The following is a 25589-nucleotide window of genomic DNA, read 5'->3' as shown; positions in this document are numbered from 1 at the left end:
ACACGCCAGCGGGGTCGAACGCCGGGGCACCCAGGCCAGCGGCCGGTTCTGGACGGCCGCCCGGATCGTGCTGGCGCTGACCTGCCTCACCCTGGCGTTGCACTGGGTGCAGAAGTCGCCCTGCCAGGACGGCGCCTGGCAGAACAACATCCAGTACACCCGGTTCTGCTACACGGACGTGCTCGCCCTCTATTACGCGGAGGGGCTCAACGAGGGCAAGGTCCCCTACCGGGACCACCCGGTGGAATACCCGGTGGTCACCGGATACTTCATGGGCGCGCTCGGCCTGCCGGTGCACAACATCGGAGTGGACCGGCCCGAGATCAACCAGGCGCAGTGGTTCTACAACCTCAACGCGCTGGTCCTCGGGGCGCTCGCGGTGGCCACCGTGGCGATGATCCTGTCGTTGCGCCGCCGCCGGCCGTGGGACGCCGCCATGTTCGCGCTCTCCCCCGCGCTGCTGGTCACCGCCACCGTCAACTGGGACCTGCTCGCCATCGGGCTGGCCGCGATCGGCATGTACGCCTGGGCGAAACGACAACCCCTGGCCGCCGGCATCCTGCTCGGGCTGGCCACCTCCGCGAAACTGTGGCCGCTCTTCGTGCTCTGGCCGCTCTTCCTGCTCGGGCTGCGTACCGCCCGGGTGAAGGAGATGCTGGTGACGATCGGTTCGGCCATCGTCACGATCGTGGCGGTGAACCTGCCGATCGCGATCCTCTATCCCGACAACTGGCGACGCTTCTTCGACCTGAACAGTGAGCGGGCGGTCGACTGGGGGACACTCTGGTACATCGGCCGCTACCTGGACAGCAAGTGGAACAGCGGCAGCCCTGGCGACCAGGGCCCGTTCCAGTGGCTCAGCAACAACATCCCGACCCTGAACACCGTGTCGTACGCCCTGATCACGCTGGCCTTCCTCGCCATCGGCGCGCTGGCGCTGTTCGCCAAGCGCCGGCCCCGGCTGGCTGCGCTGGTCTTCCTGATGGTCGCGGCGTTCCTGATCTTCAGCAAGGTGTGGTCGCAGCAGTTCAACCTCTGGCTGCTGCCCCTGCTGGTGCTGGCCCGGCCGCGCTGGGGCGCCTTCCTCGCCTGGCAGTTCGCCGAGGTCGGTTACTTCGTCGCGTTCTACGGCGAGCTGCTCGGGGCCGGCGGCAAGCAGGTCTTCCCGGAGGGCGTCTTCGTGTTCGCCGCCACGCTGCGGCTGACCACCGTCGTGGTGCTCTGCGTGCTGGTCGTCCGGGACATCCTGCGGCCCGAGGGCGACCCGGTCCGGAGCAGCTACCTCGACGACCCCGACGGCGGGATCTACGACGGTGCCCCGGACGCCTCCTGGCTCGCCCGACTCCGTGGCCGGCCGGCCCCGGCCGAACCGGCGCCGGCCACGACCTGACCCGTGCCGGCCTAGCGGTACCGGCTTAGCCGTGCCGGCCACGGCCCGACCGGCACCGGCCGGGCCTGCGCCGGCCACGACCCGGTCCGCACGGTCGCGGCAGCACCGACGGGATCGTGGACCGAGCCGGGAGCGCGGACGGCGGAGCGGCCCGGATCAGAGCCGGTAGACGACCGTCTCCCCGACGTCCTCCCGGCTGATTCCCAGGCTGTCGACCGGCAGGTCGACGGTGGCCTGCAACGGGGTACCGGCCACCCGGTCCCGGAGCACGATCACCGTACGCACGCCCATGGTGCGCAGGAAGTCGATGCTTGCCTGGTCGGGGAAGTTCGCGGTGGCCTGGCGTACCTCGGCGAGCCGGTTCGGCGTGAACCCGCTGCCGCCGTTGACGACGTCCTGGAACCGGCTGGTCGACCAGAGCATCACGTGCTGGTCGGTCTTCTGGTCCGAGGGGAGCACCAGGATCGGGCCGTTGGCGACCCGCATCGACGCGGGCTGCACCGGTACCACCGGATGCGGCGTGGTGTTGAGCCCCTCGGCCAGCACCAGCACGATCGGCAGCAGCGTGACCAGCCGCAGGAACGGTCCCGGCCGGGGCGGCACCCGCTCGGCGGCCGAGATCTGCCGGGCCCGCTCCGCGAACGCGCCGACCGAGCCGGCGGCGAGGACGCCGAGCAACAGGGTGACCCAGATCATCAGCCGGCCCGGCGTACGCAGACCGTCCCAGCCGGGCAGGTGCTCGAAGAGCGGCAGGTAGGTCCAGGTGCCGCCGAAGAACCGGCTGCCCATCGCCAGCACCCCGGCGGCGAGCACGGCCGCCAGCAGCAGTAGGCGCTGGCGTACCGTCCAGATCGAGAAGAAGAGGCCGGCGAGGGCGAGCGCGAAGAGGACGTACCCCGGCAGCAGGGTGGTCTCCGGCAGTCCGGGCAGCCCGCCCCGGACCGGCTCGTGCAGGTCGCCCCAGATCAGCGACTCCGGCGGAGCGGTGAGGAAACCACCCGGCGGCGGGGAGTAGTTGTGCAGCTCCTCGGCGGTCCGCCGGGCGTGGGGGTGCAGTTCGGCGACCTTGAAGTACGGGATCGCCAGCAGGGCACCGGTCGCCGCGAAGATCGCGCCGCCCCAGAAGTCGGCCAGCAGCAGCCGGAACCCGAACCACTGCCCTGGCCGGCGCAGGATCCGCCGGACCAGCCAGCTCAGCAGCACCACGACCGCGATCAGACCCATCACGTACGCGAAGACGAGACCGATGCCGAAGCCGAGGCTGAGCTGCCAGGCGGCGACCAGCCAGCCGGCGAACGCCCAGCCGGAACGTCGACGTTCGGGTCGGTAGCCGTGCCGCAGCGACCAGCCGTGTCCCCGGGCCAGCATGGCCAGGGCGAGCGGGATACCGCCGTTGGAGAGCACGTGCAGGTGACCGGCCTGGCCGAGCAGCCAGGGCGCGTACGCGAAGCCGATCCCCGCCACCGCCGCCCCGATCCGTCCCGCCCCGAGCTGCCGTACCAGCGCGTACGCCCCGAGCGCGGCGAGCGCGTGGGCCAGGACGAAGAGGATGTTGTAGCGGAGGATCGCCGCCTCCGGGCCCTGACCGATCATGCCCGCCGGGGCGTACCCGAGCAGGGTGTCGGAGAAGGCGAAGGTCCAGGTCTCCGGGAAGAACGCGTTGCTCTGCCACAACTGGGCCGGCTTGGTCAGCAGGATGTGCCCGGACCAGGCGACCTGCCAGGCCTGTAGCGCCGGATCCCAGTAGTCCTGCGGCAGCGTGTGTCGGGGGTAGCGCAGCGTCGGCCAGGTCATCAGGACGGCCAGGGCCAGTGCGCCGAGCCCGGCCAGGGTCCACTCGTGTACCACCCGACGGCCGACCGCCCGACCGATCCGCCGGATCCGCCCGGGTACCACCTCGGGAGCCGGCGCGAACGCGGCGAACGGGTCGGCGGGCTTCGCCGGCTGGTCGTCACCGGCCGCCTTCTCCTTGCCGTCCTTGCCGTCTTTGTCGTCCTTCTCCTTGCCGGCCTTGTCGTCCTCGGCCTGGCTGTCCTTCGACGTCTTGTCGTCGCCGCCCGCCGCCTCGCCCTCGGCGTCGTCGCCCTTGCTCTCCTCGGCTTTCCCGGCTTCGCCTCCGCCGCTGCCGGACTGCGCCGGCTCCCCGGGCGGGGTGTCGGGCTTCCCGCCTGGCGCCGGGTCGGAGAGCTGCGCCGTCGTTGACGTCACCGCCGTCGCCGGGGCGCCGCCATCGCCGGCTGCCCGCGCGGTCGACGCCGTACCACCGGAGACGGTGGGGTGCGAGCCGCTTCCCGAAGCCGGTACGGCCGACCGCAGGGTCGTGGCGGTCCCGGCCTCGGTCGATGTCGTCCGCTCCCCGGCGGCGCCGGAGTCCGCGCTGGTGGGCGTACCCGATCCGGCCGTCGTGCCCAGGGTCGGGTCCGGGTTGGTGCCGACTGGCGCGGCGCCGGGCCGGGTTGTCTCGTTGGCGTTGGACTGGTCCGTCGACATCGGGTCCTCGTCCCTACCGGCCTACGCGGTCGCGGAGATAGGCGATGTCGGTGGCCTGACCGTCGGCCCCGCCGGGCGTCTCGACGATGACCGGCGCGCCGGCCGCCCGGACCACCGCCACCACCAGTTCCGGATCGATGGTGCCGCTGTCGAGGTTCTCGTGGCGGTCCCGGCCGGAGTCGAAGGCGTCCTTGGAACCGTTGGCGTGGATCAGGTCGATCCGGCCGGTGATCGCCAGAACCCGGTCGACGATGTCCAGCAGGTCCTCGCCGCCCGCGTGCGCGTGGCAGGTGTCCAGGCAGAAGCCGACGTCGTATTCGCCCACCGCATCCCAGAGCCGGGCCAGGTTGTCGAACCGGCGGGCGCAGGCGTTGTCGCCGCCGGCCGTGTTCTCGATGAGCACCGGGACGTCGTGCCCGCCGGACTCGGCGGCCTGGGCGAAGGCCTTGCGCCAGTTGTCGAAGCCCTTGGCGATGTCGTCTCCCGCGTTGACGTGCCCGCCGTGCACGATCAGGCCCTTGGCGCCGACCGCGGCGGCGGCGGTGGCGTGTCCGAGCAGCAGCTTCCGGCTCGGGATGCGGATCCGGTTGTTGGTGGTGGCGAGGTTGATGACGTACGGCGCGTGGATGTAGACGTCCACCTCGGAATCGCGCAGCCGGGCCGCGTCGGCCCGTGGCTGCGGTGTCTTCCAGTCCTTCTGCGGATCGGCGAGGAAGAACTGGACCGCGTCCGCCTTCCGGAGGGCCGCCTCGTCCAACGGATCCGTGGCATCGACATGGGCTCCGATACGCATGAAGGCGAGCCTACGTCGCGCCGGTCGGTCGGGCGGGGACGGGCGCACCTGTCCGGCCCGGCAGCTCGGGCGCGGCGGTCCCGGGGCGGTCCGCGTCACCGCCGGGGGGATGGATCGTTTCTCCAGGTGAGATCCGTTCGCCCGGCGTACGGGCCCGGATCGAGCCACGAGTTGTGCCGGAAAGAGGGAAGACGTGACCCTGTCGCTCCGCCGCCGAGCCGCAGCAGCGGTCCCCGCACTCGCCGCGGGCGCACCACGGCTGCTGTCCGGCTTCGCGGTCGGGGCGTCGGAGCCACTGTCTGGGCCGGGGTCATGCCGGTCCGTGTCGTCCCCGCCGGGTCGGTCGGGCGGGTCGAGGTGGGGTCGGTGCCGCATGGTCCCGATGTGGCCGGCCCCCGGAGCGCCAGGGCGCCGCAGGACGCGGCGCCGGGCAGCTACCCTCCGCCGCCCGACCGACTCGGCGGGGCTGCCGCCGTCCGGGTGCGCCCGGGTGGCCCTTCCGGCCCGCCGGACGGGTCCGGCTGCTGGGCGCCGGTGGCCGCGGTCTGTGTGGTCGGGGTCTCGACAGGAGCAATTCGGGCGATTCTCGCTCAACGCACAACACAGACTGTTATCGCGTAAGATGACAATACAATAGGCTCCGCGGGGCGCCTTCCATCCAACTCATCGGTGTGGTCGTTCCTCCCCAGGTCCCACCCAAAGAATGCGGACGGGATGCGCCCCGCGGCTCTGCGTCGAAGAGCCTCCTCCGGTCAACGCGACCGGAGGAGGCTCTTGGCGCCGGTCCGAGCGCGGGGCGGCCCGGCGGGCATGGGGTCCGCCGACGTCCGGCGCCGGTGGACCGGGTATTCTGCTCAGGTTGTCCGCGCGCGACGGGATCCCTCCCGATACCGCCCGGCAACGACGCATGACCTCCTGCCACGGAAGGACCGTGGCCGCTAGCCCAGAGGAGGTGAGCACGTCTTGCGTCATTACGAGATCATGGTCATCCTCGATCCAAGCCTCGAGGAGCGCACCGTCGCCCCGTCGCTCGACACGTACCTCAACGTGATCCGGACCGCGGGTGGCTCGGTGGAGAAGCTCGACGTGTGGGGTCGTCGGCGCCTCGCGTTCGAGATTGACAAGAAGGCCGAGGGAATCTACGCCGTCATCGACCTGCAGGCGACGCCTGCGGCGGTGGCCGAGCTGGACCGGCAGCTCCGACTCAACGAGTCCGTGCTGCGCACCAAGGTCATCCGGCCGGAGACGCGCTGACGCGTTTCCGGCACGCCCGGATCAGCCTCATCCGTCCTGTCGTACTGCTCTGGCAGCCTTTCAGGGACTGATGAGTGCGCGAGGAGATGGTCATGGCAGGAGATACCACCATCACGGTCATCGGCAACCTGACCGACGACCCCGAGTTGCGTTTCACCCCGTCCGGCGCCGCGGTCGCCAAGTTCCGGGTCGCCTCGACGCCCCGGTTCATGGACCGGACGACGAACGAGTGGAAGGACGGCGAGCCGCTCTTCCTCTCGTGCACCGTCTGGCGGCAGGCGGCCGAGCACGTCGCCGAGTCGTTGCAGCGCGGTGCTCGCGTGATCGTGTCGGGCCGGCTCCGGCAGCGGTCCTACGAGACCCGCGAGGGCGAGAAGCGCACCGTCATCGAGCTGGAGGTCGACGAGATCGGCCCGTCGCTGCGGTACGCCACGGCGAAGGTGCAGAAGATGTCGCGCTCCGGCGGCGGCGGGTTCGGCGCCTCCGGCGGTGGTGGCGGTGGCGGTGGCCAGGGTGGCGGCGGAGGCAACTTCGACGACCCGTGGGCCACGGCGGCTCCGGCCTCCTCGCGTACGTCCGGTTCGGGCGGCGGCAACTTCGACGACGAGCCCCCGTTCTGATCCGGGTGGCTAACACCCGGGATCGCAAACCAGGAGCAAGAGCAATGGCAAAGGCTGCGGCACTGCGCAAGCCGAAGAAGAAGGTGAACCCGCTCGACAAGGACGGGATCACCTACATCGACTACAAGGACACGGCGCTGCTGCGCAAGTTCATCTCCGACCGCGGCAAGATCCGCGCTCGGCGGGTGACCGGGGTCACCTCCCAGCAGCAGCGGCAGATCGCTCGTGCGGTCAAGAACGCCCGCGAGATGGCGCTTCTGCCGTACACGGCCACGGCCCGCTGAGAGGAGGCACCGACATGAAGATCATCCTGACCCAGGAGGTGTCGGGCCTCGGCGGCCCCGGCGACATCGTCGAGGTCAAGGACGGCTACGGCCGCAACTACCTGCTGCCGCAGGGCTTCGCCATCGCCTGGACCAAGGGCGCGGAGAAGCAGGTCACGGTCATCCAGCGGGCCCGCGCGGCCCGGGAGATCCGGGACCTCGGTCACGCCAACGAGGTGAAGGCCCAGCTTGAGGGCCTCAAGGTCAACCTGACCGCGCGCGCCGGCAACGGCGGGCGGCTCTTCGGCTCGGTGACCCCCGGCGACGTGGTGGACGCGGTGAAGGCGGCCGGTGGTCCGTCCCTCGACCGGCGTCGGCTGGAGCTGCCGGGCGCCATCAAGTCGGTCGGCAGCCACCAGGTGCGGGTCAAGCTGCACCCGGAGGTCACCGCGCGGTTCGACCTGAAGGTCGTACCGGGCAAGTAGCCGGCCAGGCGACAGACAGAGTTCCGGGGTGCCGTCCGATCGGGCGGCACCCCGGAGCCGTCTTGCACCCGGAGCCGTCTCGCCAGCGGGCGGGACCAGACCTCAGCCGACCGGTTGACCACTGATCGCGCTGAAGAAGACGGTGGAGAGCCCACCACCGACGACCGCTGCCGCGAACCCGACGGTCACCGCCCGCCAGGTGCGGTTGAACCAGCGCATCAGGGCCGCGACCACCAGACCGGTCGCCAGCGCGGCGAGGAACCGGGGCACCCCGGCCAGCAGCGCGGACATCGCCTGGCCGCGCTCCGATTCACAGGCACCGGAGACCTCCGGTACGCAGTCCACCGGCACACTGGTGTCGAGCGTGAGTACCCAGACGAAGACGGCCAGCACGGCGACCGCGTACCAGGCGGCGGTGTAGAGGACGGCGGTGAGCGGGCCGCTGGGCCGCGGATCGAGCAGATCGTCTTCGAGTCGTCGACTCAGCGGACTGGGTCGGCCCGTCCTGGTCGCCGAGGTGAGCAGGCTGCCGCTCGGTGCGCGCCGGGTGGCCGTACCCGCTCCGCTGACGCTCCGGGCGGAGCCGACCGTACCGGCGCGACCGCGACCCGGTGCCGGCCGCCGGGTGGGGGTCGGGGGCTCGCTCGCCCGGCGTGCCGGCGACACCGGCCGGGCCAGTGGCGGGTAGGCGACCGCCGGAGAACGCGGCGCCGAGTCCGGGATACCCATCCAGCGCGGGTCGTCGCCGGCCAGCCTGGTGCCGGACCAGAACGTGTCGCCACCCTCCGGCCCGGTGCGGTCCGCGCCCCGGGAGCCGCCGTCGGTGGTGTTGTCGCGCCCGCTCCCGGCATCCCGGGCCAGCCCGGCGAGTTCGCCGTGCCGCCACTCGGTGGTGTCGGTGAACCTGTCCCACTGGCCGGTGTCGGTGAACCTGTCCCACTGGCCGGTGTCGGTGCTCCGGTCGCGGCGACGGCCGGTGCCGGGACCTTCCGGCGGCTCGGAGTCGGTGACCCGATCCAACATCCCGGTGTCGGTGAGCCGGTCCCATGGCCCGGCCTCGGTACGCCAACCCGGGCCGGCATCCCCGCCCCGCTCCGGCCCGGGATCGGCGTGCCGGCCCCGGCCACCCCGGTCCTCGCCGACCCGGCGTACCGGTCCGGCGTCGGCCCGGTAGCGGCGGACGGGCTCGGCGTCCGGCTCACGTTGCCGTCGGCGGGCACTGGCGCCCCCCGGACCGGGCAGCGGATCGGCGCTCCGCGACCGCCGGCCGGTACCGCGGCCCGGGTCGCTCTCGCCGGGCGACCGTACCCAGCGGGGATTTGCTCTCGACCGCTCGGTCTCCGGGCCCGGCTCGGTCCCGGCGATGGCGTCCGGCTGCTCCGCGACCTCCGTCGGGTCCTCCGCGCGGTGCCGGGAACGCCGCCGTCCGGCGGTCGGCACCGGGCCGCTCGGATCGTCGGGCTCCCAGCCGGCCGGCTCGGCGCGGCGCCGTCGCCCCGGCGCCCGCCGCGCCGAGCCGTACGTCGTGCCGGGCTCCCGGTCGCCGGTCCGGTCCCACCGGCCGGGCGCGGAATCGTCGGCCGGCTCCCGCCAACCGACCGCGGTGTCACCCCGATCGCGCCGGCCGGTCTCGGTGGACGGCGAATCGACGGCTCCGGCACCCCAACCCGAGGTGGGTACCGCGGTCGGATCGTCGTCCGGGTCGGCCCGGCGCCGTCGGCCCCGGCCGGAGGTCGTGGGAGGGTCACCGAGCAGGCCGCTGTTGGCGCCGGCACCGGTGGTGGGTGCGGCGGCGGCCCATCCGCCGGAGGTGGGCGCCTCGGAGATCCATCCGCCGCTGGTCGGGGCGGCGGCGCCGGCGCCGGTGGTGGGGGCCGCGCCGACCCAGCCGCTGGTGGGGGCCGCGCCGACCCAGCCGCTGGTGGGTGCGGCGGCGGCCCAGTCGTCGGCCTCGTCCCCGCGCCGGCCCGCACCGGCGCGACGCCGGCCGTGTCGGCCGGCCGCCCCGCTGTCGGTGGCCTCGCTCCGGGTGCTCCCGGTCGCGTCGCCGCGCCGCCGGTCGCCGGCACCGCGCCAGCGGTCGTCGTTGCTCTCGCCGCCCGGTGTGTCGTCGGCCGCGCCGCTCGGACCGCGCCAGTATTCGCCGGTGCTGTCCCAGGTCACCTCGGGGGCGACCCGTCGACGCCCGGGCCGGCCGGTCTCCGTCGCCGGCTCGGCCGCCGCGTCGGCGCGGTGGTGCCGGCCCCCGTCGCGACGCTCCGGCTCCGGCTCGGAGGCCCATGTGGAGCTGTCGGCGTACGCCCGGGAGGAGCGGGGCTGGAGCGGCTCGGTGGACTCCCGGGCCCAGGACGGCGTGTAGCTGTCGACCGGGTCCGGTGCGCCACGGTACCGGGCCCGCCGCCGGCTCGGGGTGCGATAGGTGACGTCGGGACGCGAATAAGGATCACCTGGCCAGGGCGTCGCCGGGTCGCTCCGGCCGGCGCTGTCCTGCCACTCATGTCGGGCGAGCTCACCCCGCCCCCGATCCCGATGGTCCACTGCCGAGGCGTGACCTTTCTGGTTAGTCGATCGCGAGGAGTCTGGTAGGTCGTTCGCGAGTAGCCGTACGCAAGATTGCCGTCGCCCGATGATACGCCGTCCCGGTAGCCCGAATTTGACCTGTTTCTTTCCTCCACATGGTGGGGACCGAGTCGGCGCAGGTCAGAGCGGCTACAGGCTATCTTCCCCAATCGTTGTCCACAGCCTGTGCACAGGGCTGCGCACACCCCGCCGGGAACCGTCCACAGGTTGTCCCGAACTCCGTCCACCGGTGTGCTTGAGTCCCTGACCTCGACGTCCGTATCGTTGCTGCCCTGACCCTGCCACCCGTGCCGACATCTCCCCCGGTCAAGGCGGCTGGCCAGGGCCGGTCCGGCCCCTCGGCCGGACGGGGCCGTGGGTCAGCCGAGAAATGTCGTACGTCGGCGGTTCGCTAGGAGCCAGCCGGTGTGGCGGAGGGGGATGCCCGTGTCGGTCACCGACGACGTCCGTGGGGAGTCGCGCCCGTCGCGCGGAGAGTCGCGACCGCCGGCGCCGTCGACCGACGTCCCGGCGCCGCGCGATGGCCAGTTCGACAAGACGCCGCCGCAGGACATCGCGGCCGAGCAGTGCGTGCTCGGCGGGATGCTGCTCTCCAAGGACGCGATCGCCGACGTCGTCGAGATCCTCCGGACCAACGACTTCTACCGGCCGGTGCACTCGACCGTCTTCGACGCGATCCTGGACCTCTACGGCCGGGGCGAGCCGGCCGACGCCATCACCGTCGCCGCCGCGCTCGCCGACTCCGGCGACCTGGCCCGGATCGGCGGCGCGCCCTATCTGCACACGCTGATCGCCAGCGTGCCGACGGCCGCGAACGCTTCCTACTACGCCCGGATCGTCGGCGAGCGCGCCGTGTTGCGGCGCCTGGTCGAGGCGGGTACCCGGATCGTGCAGCTCGGCTACGGCTCGGCCGGTGGCGGCGGGCGGGACGTCGACGACGTGGTGGACCTGGCCCAGCAGGCGATCTACGACGTCACCGAGAAGCGGGTCAGCGAGGACTTCGCGGTGCTCGCCGACATGCTCCAGCCGACGCTGGACGAGATCGAGGCGGTCGGTGCGCAGGGCGGCGTGATGACCGGCGTACCGACCGGCTTCACCGACCTGGACCGGCTGCTCAACGGCCTGCACCCGGGGCAGCTCGTTATTGTGGCGGGTAGGCCTGGTTTGGGAAAAGCCCTGGCGCTCGACACGCCGCTCCCAACCCCCGCCGGTTGGACCACCATGGGCAATGTCAAGGTAGGCGACCAGCTCCTCGGAGCCGACGGGCGCCCCACCACCGTGACGCACGCCTTCGACGTCCTCCACAACCGCCCCTGCTACGAGGTCGAATTCTCCGACGGAAGCGTGATCGTGGCTGACGGCGAGCACCTGTGGAAGACCACCACCAGGGCCAGCCGCCGACAGCGGGCCGAGGGCAAGCGATCCCACCAATGGTCTGCAGATGCACGCGCTACCGCTACCGCCGCACACCAGACAGCCATGGCGGAACCCGATGAACTAATCACATTCCGCGAAGCGGTGGCGCTGACCGGCGAACAGTTCCGGAACGTACTGCACATCGTCGGAGCCGAGGTGGGCTTCGCCGGCGAGGTGGCCCGTGAGTACATTCGGGCGGGCAAGCCGTGGCGCAGGACGAATATCCGCGCCTACTCTCGTCGCGCCCTGATGGCGGCCCTGGCTCGTCGGGTGAACCGGTTGATGAATGTCGAGAACACCGCCAACCACGGTGAGCCGATCACCACAGCCGGCATCGCGATCACGCTCCGGCACCCCACTGACGGGCGACTCAACCACGCCGTCGAGAACGCTCTCCCGATCGAGTTGCCATGTCGCGATGACCTTCCGATCCCGCCCTACACGCTTGGTGTGTGGTTGGGCGACGGCTCCACCCGGTCGGCCCGCTTCACAACCGCCGATCCGGAGATGGTTACCCACGTCAGGGAGGACGGGTTCATTGTTGCACCCGTCGGGACCGAAACCCTCGCCTACTCGATCAAGGTCGCAGGCTTGAATCCGCTCCCAGACCGGGATTGCATTGTCTGCGGCAACAGCTTCACTCCGCGCGGCCCCAGCGTTCGAACCTGTGGGCAGTCCTGCGGGGGAAAGTCCAAAGGTCTTGTGAACCCTGCCGACCGCACCGGCTGCGCGTCCTGCGGGAAGCTTCCCGAGAGCGGCTGGACCGGTGCCCGAAGATGCGCCTCGTGTCACAACCGTTGGGGATCGTTCGTCGGCTACCTCCGCGCGGCTGGCGTGCTCGGCGACAAGCACATCCCGACCGCGTACCTCCGCGCCTCGGAGGCCCAACGGCGCGCGTTGCTCGCCGGATTGATGGATACCGACGGAACTGTCACGCCGACCGGCAGCCTGCAGTTCGCAGTCACGTCGCGACGTCTCGCCGAGGACACTCGCGAGCTGATCGTCAGCCTCGGCTATCGGTGCTCGGTCAACACGAAGCGGGTGAAGGGAAAGACCGAGGAGACCTCCACTGCGTACATCCTGAACTTTTCGACCGAAGACGATGTGTTTCGACTGACGCGAAAGAAGATTGCCCACAAGGAGCGCTGTCGTACGAATGGCACCGCTCGCACCGGTTGTCGGTATATCGTCGACGTTCGCCCGGTTCCCAGTGTCCCCGTGCGGTGCGTAACTGTTGACAACGCCGATCATCTATATCTTGCCGGCCGATCCATGATCCCCACCCACAACAGCACCGCCTCGATGGACTTCGCCAGAAACGCCGCGATCCGGCACAACTGTGCGAGTGCCATCTTCTCGCTGGAAATGAGCAAGGTCGAGATCGTGATGCGACTCCTCTCGGCCGAGGCCCGGGTGCCGCTGCACGTGCTGCGCAGCGGGCAGCTCTCGGACGACGACTGGACCAAGCTGGCCCGCCGGATGGGCGAGATCAGCGAGGCGCCGCTCTTCGTTGACGACACCCCCAACATGAACCTGATGGAGATCCGGGCCAAGGCCCGCCGGCTCAAGCAGCGGCACGACCTCAAGATGATCGTGGTGGACTATCTCCAGCTGATGAGTTCGCCGAAGCGCACCGAGAGCCGCCAGCAGGAGGTCGCCGAGCTGTCCCGAGGGCTGAAGCTGCTTGCCAAGGAGGTCGAGTGCCCGGTGATCGCGGTCAGTCAGCTGAACCGTGGCCCGGAGCAGCGTACCGACAAGCGTCCCCAGTTGTCCGATTTGCGGGAGTCTGGGTCGATCGAGCAGGATGCCGACGTCGTCATACTTCTGCACCGGGACGACTACTACGACAAGGAGTCGCCCCGGGCCGGCGAGGCGGATTTCATCGTCGCCAAGCACCGGAACGGGCCGACCGACACCGTGACGGTGGCGGCGCAGCTCCACCTGTCGCGCTTTGTGGACATGGCAATCGTATGACGGGCCCGATCGAGCGGTGTCTGCGAAATGACGGGTGCCGCGGAGGAGTCGCAGCGCGAACCGTCAGCGACGCTGGCGGGCGTTGAGCCGAGCGGCCTGGCGCGTCAGGTGATCCCGTTCGGCGAGGTTGGGTGCCTTCCGGGCCGCCTCGGCGTACAGCCGTGCCGCCGTCGCCAGATCACCGTCGCGTTCGTGCAGGTACGCCGCCACCGCCGCGTGCCGGGGCAGCGAGTCGTCCAGCGCCGCGAGCGCCGCCAGCCCGGCGCGTGGTCCGTCGGCCTCGCCGACGGCCACTGCGCGGTTGAGCCGGACGACCGGGCTGTCAGTCAGGCGCGCGAGTTCGTCGTACCACTCGACGATCTGCACCCAGTCGGTCTCCTCGGCGGTGGGCGCGTCGGCGTGGAGTGCCGCGATGGCGGCCTGGGCCTGGAACTCGCCCAGCCGGTCGCGGGCGAGGGCCGCCTGGAGGATCTCGACGCCCTCGGCGATCGACTTGGTGTCCCACCGGTCGCGGTCCTGCTCGGCGAGCGGCACCAGACTGCCGTCGGGCGCGGTCCGGGTGGCCCGCCGGGCGTGGTGCAGCAGCATGAGGGCGAGCAGCCCGGCCACCTCGGGGTGGTCGATCGCGGCCGCGAGCTGCCGGGTGAGCCGGATGGCCTCGGCGGCGAGGTCGACGTCGCCGGAATAGCCCTCGTTGAAGACCAGGTAGAGGACCCGCAGCACGGTGGCGACGTCGCCGGGCTGGTCGAACCGCACGCCGGAGACGGTCCGCTTGGCCCGGCTGATCCGCTGCGCCATGGTCGCCTCGGGCACCAGGTAGGCCTGGGCGATCTGGCGGGTGGTCAGCCCGCCGACGGCGCGCAGCGTGAGCGCGACCGCGGACGACGGCGTCAGCGACGGGTGGGCGCACAGGAAGTAAAGCTGGAGCGTGTCGTCCACCGACGGCGCGGGCCCCGGCGACGGCTCCTCGTCGACGAGCTCCTCACGCCGGCGGCGGGCGGTGTCCGTCCGGGTCGTGTCGAGGAACCGGCGCCAGGCCACGGTGATCAGCCAGCCCTTCGGGTCCCGCGGCGGGTCGGCCGGCCAGACCCGGACCGCCTCGACCAGCGCGTCCTGCACGGCATCCTCGGCCGCCGCGAAGTCGGCTCCGCGGCGGACGAGGATGCCGAGCACGCTCGGCGTGAGGCTCCGGAGCAGCGCCTCGTTCATCTCAGAGGTCACTCCGTGATGGTGGGCGGCTCGGCCAGGAACGGCCGCAGCTCGAGCCACTCGTGGATCGGCTTCCCGCCCGCCCCGGGCGCGGCCGACAGTTCTCCGGCCAGTTCGATGGCGCGCTCGTAGCTGTCGACGTCGATCACCATCCAGCCGGCGATGAGGTCCTTGGTCTCGGCGAACGGGCCGTCGGTGACCGGCGGGCGCCCCTCACCGTCGTACCGCACGAACGTCCCCTCGGGGGCGAGCGCCTGACCGTCGACGAACTCGCCGGTCCCCTCGAGCCGGGCCGCGAAGTCGCGCATGTACTGCACGTGCGCCGAGATCTCCTCCGGCGTCCACTGGTCCATCGGCACGTCGTTGACCGCGGCCGGAGCGCCCCGGTAGTGCTTGAGCAGCAGGTACTTGGCCATCGGGCTTCTCCTCGGTACTGATGCGACCCATCTTGGTCACGTTCACCCGCGGGGACGGAGCCGGTCACGGATTCTCGACATCGCCGCCGGAATTGTTTTTGGCGCTCGTGGCTGAGCCTGGTTGAGCCGTCGCTGTCCGGTTCCACGGCGTGGCGCGAGGGCGGAACCGGACGGAGAGTACCCGAGTCTCCGGCGTGAGCCGCCTCGCGGACTCAGCCGAGCAGTGGGAACCAGCCGGCGGCCTCGCCGAGCACCAGCCGGTCGTGCGTGGTCAGCGGGAGCCGCCCCGTCCCTTTCAGCAGATAGTCGGTGTCCGACCAGTCGGCCGGGCGGATCGCCTCGGCGCTGAGCAGTCCGTCCAGGGTCGCCACCGCGATGGCCACGCCGTCCGGCTCCGGGTTTGGCGCGTCCGGGAGGTCCACCGCCAGGTCGAGATGGTGCACCACCGCCTCGGTGACCAGGGTGGCGAGGAACTCCGGCACCGCCAGCACGTGGCCCTGGGTGGTGACGTACCCGAGCGGGTCGGCTGCGGCGGCGGCCCGGACCGCCGCCGGTGCGGTGTCGGTCCAGAGCCGGACCACCCCGCGCGGCCGGTCGAAGGCGGCGGCCGACCGGCGTACCCAGGCCGCGTGCCGCCCCTCGTCCGGATCGCTCGGCGACAGCCAGTAGCTGACGCCGTCCACGTCGGCCGGCCCGACCACCGGGCTGGCGAGCGTGACCAGGGCCCGCTGGGCGTCCAGGACGAGATGCAGGAGCAGGTCGACGACGAACCAGCCCCGGCAGCGGGTCGGCCGGAGCAGGTCGGCGTCGGCGAGGCCGTCGACGGTCGCGGTGATCCGGTCGTACGCCGCACCGAGCGCTCGGCACGGCTCCGCCGCCCGGGCGGCCTCACTGCCCGGCGCCGGGGACAGCTCACCGCCCGCCGCCCGGGGCGCCTCCACGCCGTCCAGCCGACCCACCCACCTTCGCCCAATGGCACGAGCCCCGCACCCGGCGACGTACGCCCGCCCGTCGACGACGCGCGAGGTTCGTTGCCGGGCACGGGGTCCGCGAAGACTCCGGTCAGCCGGCCGGTCCGGTAACCGGCCCCGCAGTGGGGGCGGGTACCGCCCTGCCGGCGGGGCCGGTCAGTCGAAGAAGTCGTTCAGGAAGCCCTTCCGCTTCTTGTGCCGGTAGTGCCCGTGGTAGCCGTAGTGCGGCTGCCCGTGCTGCCCGTACGCCGGTGCCGGTGCCGGCGGGTAGCCGTGGCCGGGCGGTGGCGGCGGCGGTGGCGGTGTGTGGCTCGGACCTCCGTAGGCGGGCTGGTGCGGGGCCGGCGGCGGCGGAGGGTACCCGGCGCCCGGCGCGGGTGCGTGCTGCGACGCCGGCGCCTGCTGCTGGCTCCAGTTGGCCTCGGCCTCGAACAGCTTCTCCAACTCGCCCCGGTCGAGGAAGATGCCACGGCATTCGGTGCACTGGTCAACCGTGACGCCGCTGCGCTCGTACTGGCGCATGTCGCCACGACACTTGGGACAGGTCATCTGCATCACTCGACGGTACCCGGTCGAATCACCGAGTTCCTGTCAGCGCGGCCACCACTTCGGCATCGGACACTTCGTGGAAGTCGTCGTAGTAACGGCTGACGGCGCCGAAGTCGGCCGGGCGCTCCGGGCAGACCACCTCGTCGGCGGCGTCGCTGAGCACGTCGTACGCCTGCGGCGCGCCGACCGGGACGGCCAGCACCACCCGTCGGGCGCCCAGTTGCCGGCCGACCCCCACGGCGGCCCGCGCGGTGGCCCCGGTGGCCAGCCCGTCGTCGACGATCACCGCGATCCGGCCGTCCAGCCGCAGCGGCGGCCGGTCCTTCCGGTAGAGCCGCTCGCGCCGTTCGAGTTCGGCGGTCTCGGCCCGCACCACCGCGTCCACCTCCTCCGGGTCCAGCCGGTCGGCGATCTCCTCGTTGAGCACCCGCAGCCCGCCCGGTCCGACCGCACCGAAGGCCACCTCGGGTGCCTCCGGCAGGCCCAGTTTCCGGACCACCAGTACGTCCAGCGGTGCGCCGAGCCGTTCCGCCACCGCCGCGGCCACCGGTACGCCGCCCCGGACCAGCCCGAGGACGACCACGTCCGGGTCGCCGGCGATCGAGGTGAGCCGGTCGGCGAGTGCGGCACCGGCCTCCGCCCGATCCCGATAGGTCGCGTTCATGCCTCAGGTTTACGCCCTGCCGGCCGATCCCGCTCGGCAGACGCCCCAGAAAAGCTGTCGGGAGGGCGGGTGGGACGTTCCTCGGGCGGCGGCCCGGCCATCCCGCCGGGTCCGGCGTACCGCCACCGTCCCGGTCGGCCGGGTGGGTGGGCGGGTCACGGGATCACTGGAGGCTGCCGAGTTGCCAGCCCAGGGCGGCGGCGCCGAGCCCGACGGCGAGGGAGGTCAGCACGTTCAGCACCGCCCAGCCGCGCCCGGCCGGCCCGCTCCGGAGCAACTGCACGGTCTCGTAGCCGAACGTCGAGTACGTGGTCAGGGCGCCGCAGAAGCCGGTGCCGACCAGCGCGCCGACCCAGCCCGGCAGGGCGGCACCGGTGCCGGCGAGCAGGCCCAGCACCAGTGAGCCGGCGACGTTGACCGTGAACGTGGCCCACGGCGCGGGGCGGGACCGGCGCTCGACCAGCCAGTTGACCGTGAACCGGCCGACCGCGCCGACCGCGCTGCCGAGCAGCACCGCCGTCCAGGTCAGCATCGCGGTCCCCGCTGCCCGGTCACGACCGCACCCGGTCCGCCGCCCACATCCCGAGGCGTACCGCGACCAGCGCTCCGGCGAGCGTGCCGAGCAGGTAGCCGACGGCGACACCGGGGCGGCCCGCGGCGAGCAGTCCCCGGGTCTCCACCGCGTAGGTGGAGAACGTGGTGAAGCCGCCGAGGATCCCGGTGCCGAGGAACGGCCGGACCAGCCGGTGCGGGGCGGCGGCGGTGGTGACCAGCCGCATCAGCAGGCCGATCAGGGCGCAGCCGGAGAGGTTGGTGACCAGGGTCGCCCACGGTACGCCGGTCGCGGCGTGCGGCCAGAGCACCACCAGCCCGTACCGGCCGGCCGCGCCGAGCGCCCCGCCGAGGGCGACCACGGCGAAGACATCCCAGCCGGGCCGGTTCGGCAGCGCGGGCGGCTCGTCGGGTTCGTCGGGCTCGTGCGGCTGATGGGGCTGATGGGGCTCGGCGGGTTCGTCGGAGCGGGGCGGGTTCACGGACGGCCGTCGGCATTCACGGGGTGGCCGTCGGCACCGGTGTGCGGTCGGAGTCCGGGGTGTCCCGCGGGGTGCGGGCGAGCCGGAGCGCGGTGACCCAGCCGAGGAAGGCGACCGGATAGAGCAGGTACCCGAACCGGGTCGACGGCATCAGCAGGATCGCGGCGAGCAGCCCGTACCCGCAGAACAGCGCGGCGGAGGCGGCCGTGCGCGGCGGGCGGCGCAGCAGCAGGACGGCGATCAGCAGACCGGCCGCGACCAGCAGCGCGGCGGCGACCACCCGGCCGGCGGGCAGTGCCTGCGCGATCAGGTACCCGGGGAACGGTGACGCGGCCGGGCTGCTGACCAGGCCGTGGCCGAGCGGGAAGCGCAGCACGTTCTCGACCAGCGCCGCCGAGTCGACGAGCTGGGCCGGGACGAGCGCGACCAGCGGCAGGCCGAGCGCCCCGGCGGCCAGCCGCAGCCCGGTCCGGCGGCCCCGCGTGGCGGCGTGCACCAGCAGGACCAGCGCGACCGGCCAGGCGAAGAGTTTCAGTGCCGCCGCGAGTCCGACCGCAAGCCCGGCGGCGACGAAGCGGTCCCGGGCGGCGCAGGCGAGGGCGAGCAGGCAGAGGGCGAGGACCGGCAGGTCGTCACCGCCGGTCGCCAGGGTCAGCGCGCAGACCGGCAGTACCGTCGCGAGCTGCACCGCCCGGACCAGCGCGGCGTCCCGGGCACCGGCCCGCTCCACCGACGGCGCGGTGCGACCGCCGGCGACCGTCGCCGCCGGGCGGCGCAGCAGCAGCACGGCCAGGCCGAGCGCGACGGCGGTGGCCACGGCGAACCAGATCCGGGCGTCCGTCCACCACGCGGTGCCGGCGACGGCGCGGGGCAGCCCGAAGAGCGCCATGCCCGGCTGGTACGGGGTGTAGCCGAGGAGCTGCTCTCCGCCCGGCAGCGCGGCGATGGCGTCCCGGGTCAGGTACGGCGTGCCGTGGTCGAGCAGCCGGGCGCCGGAGTGCTCGACCACCACCACCTCCTCCTGGGCCCGGTCGAGTCGGCCGCCGACCCGCTCGACCGCCTGCCAGACCAGCGGCAGCAGGGCGGTGGCGGCCCAGGTGACGACGGTCAGCCCACCTCGCGCGGCGGTACCGGCCAGCCGGGAGTCGGGCCGGCGGCGCCGGACGAGGAGTTGACCGAGCACCATGATCGTGCCGAGCAGGTAGCCGACGGCGGCGACGCTGCCCCAGGCCCGGTGCGGCAGGAGTGTGGAGGTGGCTGCGGTGACGGCGGCGAAGCCGGTGGAGAGGAGATAGAGCACCAGGTCGGCGGCGAGCCCCCCGGCGGCCCGGTCGGCCCGGCGCCAGTATCTCCGGCGGTCGGCTGCGGCGGTCTCCAGTTCGTCCGTGGCAGTCACGCGGGCAAGTGTGGCAGACCGCCTGCGGGGCGTGCGGTGATTAGCCGACAGGTGTGGCAGGCGGACGGCGCCGGGTGCGGTGGTCAGGCCGGCAGGTGTGGCAGGCGCTCGCGCCGGGTGCGGTGGTCAGGCCCCTAGGTGTGGCAGGCGCTCGGCGCGGCGCGGTCCGGGCCGGCGGCCGGGGGAGAGCCGGACCACGGCGCCCTCGTCGTGCAGCGCGGGGGCCAGCGTGCCGGGCCGGCCGCCCGCTCCCTGGTGCAGGGCGGCGAGCAGCCGGGCGGCCGGCATCGGTCGGGCGAAGAGGTGCCCCTGCCCGGCGGCGCAGCCCAGCTCCCAGAGCGCGTGGCGCTGCGGCTCGCTCTCCACCCCCTCGGCCACCACGCTCAGGTTGAGGCTGCGGCCGAGGTCGACGGTGGACCGGATCACCGCGGTGGCCTCGGCCGAGGTCTCCATCGCGGTGACAAAGCCCCGGTCGATCTTCAGTTCGTGTACGGGGATCCGGGACAGTACCGACAGCGACGAGTAACCGGTGCCGAAGTCGTCCAGGGCGAGCTGGATCCCCGCGTCCCGGAGCTGGCCGAGCACCTGGTCGACCACCTCGAGCTGGCTCAGCGTCAACGTCTCGGTCAGTTCCAGCACCAGCCGGTCCGGCGGCAGGTCGTGCGCCCGCAGCCGGGCCAGTACCGAGCCGGGGAAGCGGGCGTCCAGCAGGCTGCGTGGCGAGACGTTGACCGCCACCGGCAGGTCGAAGCCGGCCTCCCGCCAGGTGTTGGCGGCGATCAGCGACTGGTCGAGGACGGCCTCGGCGAACGCCGGCAGCAGCCCGGACCGCTCCACCGTCTCCAGGAAACGGAGCGGGTCGATGGTGCCCCGGGCCGGATGGCGCCACCGGGCCAGCGCCTCGGCGGCCACCACCTCGCCGCTGCCGAGGTCGACGATCGGCTGGAAGTTGACGGTGAACTCGCGGTCGGCCACCGCCCGGGGCAGGTCGCCGCCGAGCGAGAGCCGGCTGAGGTCGGCGGTGTCCCGGGCCGGGGCGTACGTGGCGATCCGGCGTCCGGCCCGCTTGGCCTGGTACATCGCCACGTCGGCGCGGCGCAACAGCTCGGTCATTCCGCCGCTGCTCGGCGCGACCGCGATGCCGCCGCTGGCCTCGACGCTGATCCGCATCCCGTCGAGTTCGATCGGCTCGTGCAGCGCGGTGAGCAGCGCCTCGGCCCGGTGCGCGGCGACCGCCGGGGCCGGCAGGCCGTGGAAGAGCACCGCGAACTCGTCGCCGCCGAGCCGGGCGACCAGGTCCTCACCGTGTACGGCGCCGCGCAGCCGCTCGGCCACCTGGATCAATACCCGGTCGCCGGCCGCGTGCCCGAGGGTGTCGTTGACCTCCTTGAAGTGGTTGAGGTCGATCAGCAGCAGCGCGACGACCCCCTCGGTGCGGCGCTGGCCGAGTTGCTCGGCGCCCCGGTCGAGCAGGTGCCGCCGGTTCGCCAGGCCGGTCAGCGCGTCGTGCGCGGCGGCGTGCGCGTGCTCCTCGGCCACCCGGTTCAACTCGGCGTACGCGGACGCGTTGCGGACCGCCGTGCAGAGCGCCGACGCGAAGGTACGCAGGGTGTACTGCTCCCGCTCGGAGAGCTTGACCGGCCCCCGGAAGCGCAGCCGCAGCATTCCGATGTCGTTCGTGCTGTGTCCCTCGAGGGGTACCGGGATGATCAGGCCGGCATCGTTCGCGACCGCGCCGGGCGGTCCATCGTATGTGAGTGTCTTGGCCGTTCCCCTGACCAGCCGACCCGTCCCGGTCAACTCGATCTCCACCTCGTCGGCGGAGAAGAGCTCCGCGCCGCCCGTCACCGCCGTCCTCAGTACGGTGTTCAGGTCCACGGCGTTGAGCGCGTCGGTCGCCCGGGCCAGACGCTGCCATGCCTGCTGCTCGGTACGTGCTCGGATCCGTCCCGAGTACGCCAGGTGGAGGCTGAGGATAAGCGGCGGGATGGCCGCGAGCAGCCGGCTGTCCGCCTGGAGGATCACCAAGGTGCCCAGGATCAGGAAAAATCGGGCGACGACAGTGGCCAATCGCAGATTCCAGTTCTCCCTGAAGAGGTAGCTGACCTTCGTCCCTGTGGCCAAGGCGATGATCGGCAGCGACAGCAGCTCGTCCAGTACCACGTTCACCAGGTACGCAACCGCGAGTGGACCGATCAGGTCGGCGACGGAGAGTGGTGACCCTCCATGGTGGCCGAGGAGGAGCAGCGTCAACGCGCTGGCGCTGACCAGAACCATCTCCTTTGCGACCGAGAACACACTCCTGATCTTGGCTCGCTTGACGATGGCGCAGGTGATGCCGACGCCGAGTCCCGTACTCAGCACGACCCACGGAGCAGGGGCCACTGCGAGGCCAACCATGAAGGCGCTCTCGATCCAGGTGAAGCCGTGCGTGGTCGACCGGATGCGGATCTTTACTGAGGCGGCGGTGCCGACCGCGACCAGCGCAACCAGGGTCGCTGCCATCTGAAGGTTGGAGCCCGTCGTGGAGCCGCTGCGGATGATTGCGTGCACGCAGACCGCAGCCGAGACGGCCGCGAAGACGACGACGGGACCGACAGCCAGCCACAGCCGGTCGGTCCCAGTGTCATGTTCATCAGGACGAGTCACAACCGTTCCCAGGGTATGCGGAGGGTGCGTCTCGCCAGACTACGGTGAGTCGCCTTCCGGCGACACCTGTGTCACTCCCAGCTGTGGCCGCGCATGATCGCTCTCCATTCAGCCCCTGGCTGCTTCCGGGCTACCGGCCTCCGGTAATCCATTGCTGCCCATCCGGTTTGCTTGATGGCTAGCAGCTTAAGGGGAGACTGGTGCAGATAGAGATAAAAAATGTCGCTATGCTCACTATTAGCCAAGGCTCGACACATTCGCTACGTTCTGTCCATGTATGGAGACTGACTGGCGATGATCGACCTACGCTCCTGCGTGCTGGACCGGTCTCGGTGCTCCCTGCCCTGATGCAGTCTCGCGGTGGATTCCCTCGGGCGGTGATCGACAGGCGGACCCCTGCGGGATGGTCATGACGGTCGTGCTGGTTCCACCAACTCGATTGCGGTTAAGTCTTGGTACCCGGGTGGCCTGAATCCATCGGATGACCTGGTAGAACTCGCTTCGTGTCCATCTGCTGACCCTGGGTCTCGGTTGCTGTAGAGCCCTCTGCGATCTCGGAGGATTGCGCCATTACCGACCAACTAGGTCTAGCTCGGACGTCCAGAGATTCGAATGACGTCGGTGAATGTACCGGTGTGTCGGTCGATAGACTGCGGGGGGTCACCTGCTCAACTCGTCCTTTTTGTGCATCTTGGGGTCGTAGATGATCGAGGTTCGGCTTCTCGGGCCGATGCAGGTCCTCATAGGCGGAGTGTCGTTGCCCCTTGGTACGCCGAAACAGCAGACGGTGTTGGCGATGCTGGCGATCCGGCCGGGGCAGATAATCACCCTGGAGGAACTGATCGACGAGCTGTGGCCGGACGCGGCGCCGGCGTCAGCTGTCGCTAATACCCGTGGCTACGCGGCACGCCTTCGACGAGTATTCGATCAGATGGCCGCGACCAGAGGTCTGCTGGCCCGATGCGGTCCTGGCTACCAGTTCCGGGTACGGCCCGACGACGTCGACCTGCTCGCCTTCGAAACTGAGTGTCAGCAGGCCAGCGAGGCTATCAGTACCGGCGACCTGTCCGGCGTGGGTGATCTGATCCGCCAGGCTGAGAATCGGTGGCGGGGACCGATGCTGCCGGGCATGCCGCTCGGACCGATGTTGTCGGCACGCCGGACGGCAGTGCTGGCACAACGGCTCAATCTGGTCGAGCAACGGGCGGAACTGCTCGCTATCGGCCTCAGGCACGCGTTCGACAGATGGAGCCCAGCCGGCCCACCGCGCTGGACGCGCCGGCTGAGGGTCCCCCCGATCTCCCTGACTCGCCCGCTGCGCTGCCGTCCTGTTGGCTTCCCCGGGCAGTCATCGATTTCACCGGACGGACCGAGACAGTACGCCGGCTGGTGGAGGCTGTGGAGCGGGCGGACTCTAGCGCACCGGTGATACGAGTCATCAACGGGATGGCCGGTATTGGAAAGACTGCGCTTGCGGTACACCTGGCGAGTCAGCTCACTCACCGGTACCCCGACGCGCAGCTTTTCGTCGGCTTAAAGGCCACAGCAGTGCCGCCCCGGTGGAGCCGGCTACCGCGTTGGTGACTCTGCTCCGGCAACTCGGCGTACCAGCCGGCCGAATTCCAGCCGAACTTGATCATCGAGTTGCCTTATGGCGTTCGGAACTGGCTACTCGTCGGATTATCGTCATCCTGGACAACGCCGGCAGCCGGAACCAGCTCGAGCCGTTACTGCCGTCTGGGCCCGGCACGCTGGTGCTGGTGACCAGCCGACGGCGGCTGCTGGGTATTGACGGCGTACTCCCCGAGTCGTTGCCAGTCCTCGGACCGGAGGAGGCAGTCGACCTGCTGGCGGCGACTGCTGGGCCGAATCGGGTCCGGGCCGAGCCGGAGGCTGCCGCCTCGGTGGTACAACGTTGTGGACACCTCCCACTGGCAATCCGGCTGGCGGGCGCCCGCCTTGCACACAGACCTGGTTGGAAGGTGGCGGATCTGGCGCACCGGCTCGACCGGAGCAGTCAGGCGCTCGGCGAGATCTCTGCCGAGGACCATAGCGTCGCTGCCGCCTTCGGTTTGTCATACGAACCGCTGCTGGCGCCGGTGCGCCGGATGTTCCGGCTGCTGGGTCTCTACCCCGGCGAGTTCTTCCACACAACTGCAGCGGCGGCACTCACTGGACTGCCACTGCCGGACGCTGAGTCCGCCTTGGCCGAATTGGTCGACCACCATCTTGTAGAGGAACCGAGCGTCGGGCGGTTCCGATTACATGACCTGTTGCATCAGTACGCGGCCGATCTCGCCGTTGCTACTGTAGCTACGGGCTTGCTGGCGGAGCATCGCCACCGGGCGTATCGAGCAGGAGCAAGCTCCGGTCGGTAGGCTCGCGGCGTGACCGAGTCCGCGCACCTCACCCACGTCGACTCCGCCGGGTCGGCCCGGATGGTCGACGTCTCCGCCAAGCCGGTCTCGGTGCGCCGGGCCGTCGCCGCCGGCCGGCTGCGTACCACGGCCGAGGTGGTCGAGCTGTTGCGCCGGGACGGGCTGCCCAAGGGCGACGCCTTGGCCGTCGGTCGGCTCGCCGGCATCATGGGCGCGAAACGCACCCCGGACCTGATCCCACTCTGTCATCCGATCGCCCTGCACGGCGTCACCGTCGATTTGGAACCCGGCGAGGACACCGTAGAGATCACCGCGACGGTCCGGACCGCCGACCGGACCGGCGTCGAGATGGAGGCGCTGACCGCCGTGGCCACCGCCGGGCTCGCGCTGATCGACATGGTCAAGGCCGTCGACCCGGCGGCCTCGATCGAGGGGGTACGCGTGCTGCGCAAGGAAGGCGGCAAGACCGGCGAGTGGACCCGACCGGCGGACCGGCCGTGATCCGGGCGAGGGTCGTGGTCGCCTCCAACCGGGCCGCCACCGGCGTCTACGCCGACACCAGTGGCCCGCTGCTGGTCGAGGGCCTGACGAAGCTCGGCTGCCAGGTCGACGAGCCGGTGGTGGTGCGTGACGGTGACCCGGTCGGCGTCGAGTTGCGGCGCGCGGCGGCCGAGGGCGTCGACGTCGTGCTGACCAGTGGCGGCACCGGGATCAACCCGACCGACCGGACCCCCGAGGTGACCCGGGCGCTGCTCGACTACGAGATCCCGGGCATCGCCGAGGCGATCCGGGCGCACAGCCGGGACAAGGTGCCGACGGCGGCGCTCTCCCGTGGCCTGGCCGGCGTACTCGGCCGGATGCTGGTGGTCAACCTGCCCGGCTCCACCGGTGGTGCCAAGGACGGGCTCGCCGTACTCGGGCCGATCCTGGGGCACGCTGTCGACCAGCTCCGGGGCGGCGACCACCCGCGTACCGACTGAACTCCACCGCGCAGCGTCGGGCCGCGACGATAGGCTCGTACGGTGAACGTGAGGAGCGCGCAGCAGCGGGCCGGACGC

At 71.6% G+C, this 25589-nt stretch carries 23 protein-coding genes; 11 read left to right on the top strand and 12 right to left on the bottom strand.

From position 1 onward, the window contains the following. Positions 1–1390, top strand: a 1390-nt coding sequence (locus tag AAH979_RS12215; protein ID WP_346258179.1) for a glycosyltransferase 87 family protein, incomplete at its 5' end; no start/stop codon positions are given. Positions 1391–1546: 156 nt separating this feature from the next. Here AAH979_RS12215 and AAH979_RS12210 read toward each other — a convergent pair. Further along, on the bottom strand, positions 1547–3880 hold the full coding sequence (locus AAH979_RS12210) for a hypothetical protein (RefSeq protein ID WP_346258178.1): 2334 nt from the start codon (positions 3878–3880) through the stop codon (positions 1547–1549). A 13-nt stretch (positions 3881–3893) separates the two neighbouring features. Further along, positions 3894–4673, bottom strand: a complete 780-nt coding sequence (locus tag AAH979_RS12205; RefSeq protein WP_346258177.1) for a deoxyribonuclease IV — start codon at positions 4671–4673, stop codon at positions 3894–3896. A 963-nt stretch (positions 4674–5636) separates the two neighbouring features. Here AAH979_RS12205 and rpsF point away from each other — a divergent pair. From rpsF to rplI, 4 genes are all read left to right on the top strand, one after another. Then, positions 5637–5927 (top strand): 30S ribosomal protein S6, encoded by a 291-nt coding sequence (gene rpsF, locus AAH979_RS12200; protein WP_101368798.1) that lies wholly within the window; start codon positions 5637–5639, stop codon positions 5925–5927. 74 nt (positions 5928–6001) lie between these two features. Beyond that, positions 6002–6547, top strand: coding sequence for a single-stranded DNA-binding protein (locus AAH979_RS12195; RefSeq protein WP_346258176.1), 546 nt, complete (start codon positions 6002–6004; stop codon positions 6545–6547). Positions 6548–6591: 44 nt separating this feature from the next. Beyond that, a complete protein-coding gene (gene rpsR, locus AAH979_RS12190; RefSeq protein WP_007073789.1) occupies positions 6592–6831 on the top strand; it encodes a 30S ribosomal protein S18 in 240 nt (79 codons plus the stop codon). A 14-nt stretch (positions 6832–6845) separates the two neighbouring features. Further along, positions 6846–7295 (top strand): 50S ribosomal protein L9, encoded by a 450-nt coding sequence (gene rplI, locus AAH979_RS12185; RefSeq protein ID WP_130461286.1) that lies wholly within the window; start codon positions 6846–6848, stop codon positions 7293–7295. 102 nt (positions 7296–7397) lie between these two features. Here the strand turns inward: rplI and AAH979_RS12180 are convergent, their stop codons facing one another. Then, entirely contained in the window at positions 7398–9833 is a 2436-nt protein-coding gene (locus AAH979_RS12180) for a hypothetical protein (protein ID WP_346258175.1), read from the bottom strand. 468 nt (positions 9834–10301) lie between these two features. Here AAH979_RS12180 and dnaB point away from each other — a divergent pair, with 468 nt between their 5' ends. Beyond that, a complete protein-coding gene (gene dnaB, locus AAH979_RS12175; RefSeq protein WP_346258174.1) occupies positions 10302–13265 on the top strand; it encodes a replicative DNA helicase in 2964 nt (987 codons plus the stop codon). A gap of 63 nt (positions 13266–13328) precedes the next feature. On the opposite strand, the gene AAH979_RS12170 is transcribed toward dnaB, so the two are convergent. The 9 genes from AAH979_RS12170 to AAH979_RS12130 form a co-directional block, all read right to left on the bottom strand. Beyond that, positions 13329–14474, bottom strand: coding sequence for a DUF6596 domain-containing protein (locus tag AAH979_RS12170; RefSeq protein ID WP_346258201.1), 1146 nt, complete (start codon positions 14472–14474; stop codon positions 13329–13331). A gap of 8 nt (positions 14475–14482) precedes the next feature. Next, entirely contained in the window at positions 14483–14890 is a 408-nt protein-coding gene (locus AAH979_RS12165; RefSeq protein ID WP_346258173.1) for a YciI family protein, read from the bottom strand. A 212-nt stretch (positions 14891–15102) separates the two neighbouring features. Continuing rightward, complete coding sequence (locus AAH979_RS12160; protein WP_346258172.1) at positions 15103–15849, bottom strand: maleylpyruvate isomerase N-terminal domain-containing protein; 747 nt, start codon at positions 15847–15849, stop codon at positions 15103–15105. 168 nt (positions 15850–16017) lie between these two features. After that, positions 16018–16419, bottom strand: a complete 402-nt coding sequence (locus tag AAH979_RS12155; protein ID WP_346258171.1) for a zf-TFIIB domain-containing protein — start codon at positions 16417–16419, stop codon at positions 16018–16020. A gap of 19 nt (positions 16420–16438) precedes the next feature. Beyond that, positions 16439–17074: a phosphoribosyltransferase family protein gene (locus tag AAH979_RS12150; protein WP_346258170.1), complete on the bottom strand. Its 636-nt coding sequence runs from the start codon at positions 17072–17074 to the stop codon at positions 16439–16441. A 163-nt stretch (positions 17075–17237) separates the two neighbouring features. Further along, the gene (crcB, locus tag AAH979_RS12145; RefSeq protein WP_346258169.1) at positions 17238–17606 is read right to left on the bottom strand and encodes a fluoride efflux transporter CrcB; all 369 of its coding nucleotides are present in this window, start codon (positions 17604–17606) and stop codon (positions 17238–17240) included. A gap of 19 nt (positions 17607–17625) precedes the next feature. Beyond that, positions 17626–18108 (bottom strand): fluoride efflux transporter CrcB, encoded by a 483-nt coding sequence (gene crcB, locus AAH979_RS12140; RefSeq protein ID WP_346258168.1) that lies wholly within the window; start codon positions 18106–18108, stop codon positions 17626–17628. 16 nt (positions 18109–18124) lie between these two features. Continuing rightward, the gene (locus AAH979_RS12135) at positions 18125–19486 is read right to left on the bottom strand and encodes a glycosyltransferase 87 family protein (RefSeq protein ID WP_346258200.1); all 1362 of its coding nucleotides are present in this window, start codon (positions 19484–19486) and stop codon (positions 18125–18127) included. A gap of 144 nt (positions 19487–19630) precedes the next feature. Next, positions 19631–22009 (bottom strand): bifunctional diguanylate cyclase/phosphodiesterase, encoded by a 2379-nt coding sequence (locus AAH979_RS12130; RefSeq protein WP_346258167.1) that lies wholly within the window; start codon positions 22007–22009, stop codon positions 19631–19633. A gap of 847 nt (positions 22010–22856) precedes the next feature. On the opposite strand from AAH979_RS12130, the gene AAH979_RS12125 reads away from it, so the two are divergent. From AAH979_RS12125 to AAH979_RS12105, 5 genes are read left to right on the top strand one after another with little or no spacing between them, the layout of a single operon-like run. Beyond that, positions 22857–23582 carry a BTAD domain-containing putative transcriptional regulator gene (locus tag AAH979_RS12125; RefSeq protein WP_346258166.1) on the top strand — a complete coding sequence of 242 codons (726 nt, stop codon included), beginning with the start codon at positions 22857–22859 and terminating at the stop codon, positions 23580–23582. After that, positions 23543–23737 (top strand): hypothetical protein, encoded by a 195-nt coding sequence (locus AAH979_RS12120; RefSeq protein ID WP_346258165.1) that lies wholly within the window; start codon positions 23543–23545, stop codon positions 23735–23737. Before AAH979_RS12125 ends, AAH979_RS12120 begins: the two co-directional genes overlap by 40 nt. Then, positions 23734–24531, top strand: a complete 798-nt coding sequence (locus AAH979_RS12115; protein ID WP_346258199.1) for an NB-ARC domain-containing protein — start codon at positions 23734–23736, stop codon at positions 24529–24531. Before AAH979_RS12120 ends, AAH979_RS12115 begins: the two co-directional genes overlap by 4 nt. 9 nt (positions 24532–24540) lie before the next feature. Next, on the top strand, positions 24541–25032 hold the full coding sequence (gene moaC, locus AAH979_RS12110) for a cyclic pyranopterin monophosphate synthase MoaC (RefSeq protein ID WP_346258164.1): 492 nt from the start codon (positions 24541–24543) through the stop codon (positions 25030–25032). Continuing rightward, on the top strand, positions 25029–25511 hold the full coding sequence (locus AAH979_RS12105; protein WP_346258163.1) for a MogA/MoaB family molybdenum cofactor biosynthesis protein: 483 nt from the start codon (positions 25029–25031) through the stop codon (positions 25509–25511). Before moaC ends, AAH979_RS12105 begins: the two co-directional genes overlap by 4 nt. The last annotated feature ends 78 nt before the right edge of the window (positions 25512–25589 follow it).

Origin of the sequence: Plantactinospora sp. ZYX-F-223 (assembly GCF_039649625.1) — a bacterium.
Classification (GTDB): domain Bacteria; phylum Actinomycetota; class Actinomycetes; order Mycobacteriales; family Micromonosporaceae; genus Plantactinospora.
This window is presented reverse-complemented; position numbering and strand designations above follow the sequence as displayed.

Bases quoted from the DNA above. Each gene is read 5' to 3' on its own strand.
- AAH979_RS12210 (WP_346258178.1), bottom strand. From the start codon at position 3,880: ATGTCGACGGACCAGTCCAACGCCAACGAGACAACCCGGCCCGGCGCC.
- AAH979_RS12205 (WP_346258177.1), bottom strand. From the start codon at position 4,673: ATGCGTATCGGAGCCCATGTCGATGCCACGGATCCGTTGGACGAGGCG.
- rpsR (WP_007073789.1), top strand. From the start codon at position 6,592: ATGGCAAAGGCTGCGGCACTGCGCAAGCCGAAGAAGAAGGTGAACCCG.
- rplI (WP_130461286.1), top strand. From the start codon at position 6,846: ATGAAGATCATCCTGACCCAGGAGGTGTCGGGCCTCGGCGGCCCCGGC.
- AAH979_RS12170 (WP_346258201.1), bottom strand. From the start codon at position 14,474: ATGAACGAGGCGCTGCTCCGGAGCCTCACGCCGAGCGTGCTCGGCATC.
- AAH979_RS12165 (WP_346258173.1), bottom strand. From the start codon at position 14,890: ATGGCCAAGTACCTGCTGCTCAAGCACTACCGGGGCGCTCCGGCCGCG.
- AAH979_RS12150 (WP_346258170.1), bottom strand. From the start codon at position 17,074: ATGAACGCGACCTATCGGGATCGGGCGGAGGCCGGTGCCGCACTCGCC.
- crcB (WP_346258169.1), bottom strand. From the start codon at position 17,606: ATGCTGACCTGGACGGCGGTGCTGCTCGGCAGCGCGGTCGGCGCGGTC.
- AAH979_RS12130 (WP_346258167.1), bottom strand. From the start codon at position 22,009: ATGGCAGCGACCCTGGTTGCGCTGGTCGCGGTCGGCACCGCCGCCTCA.
- AAH979_RS12125 (WP_346258166.1), top strand. From the start codon at position 22,857: ATGATCGAGGTTCGGCTTCTCGGGCCGATGCAGGTCCTCATAGGCGGA.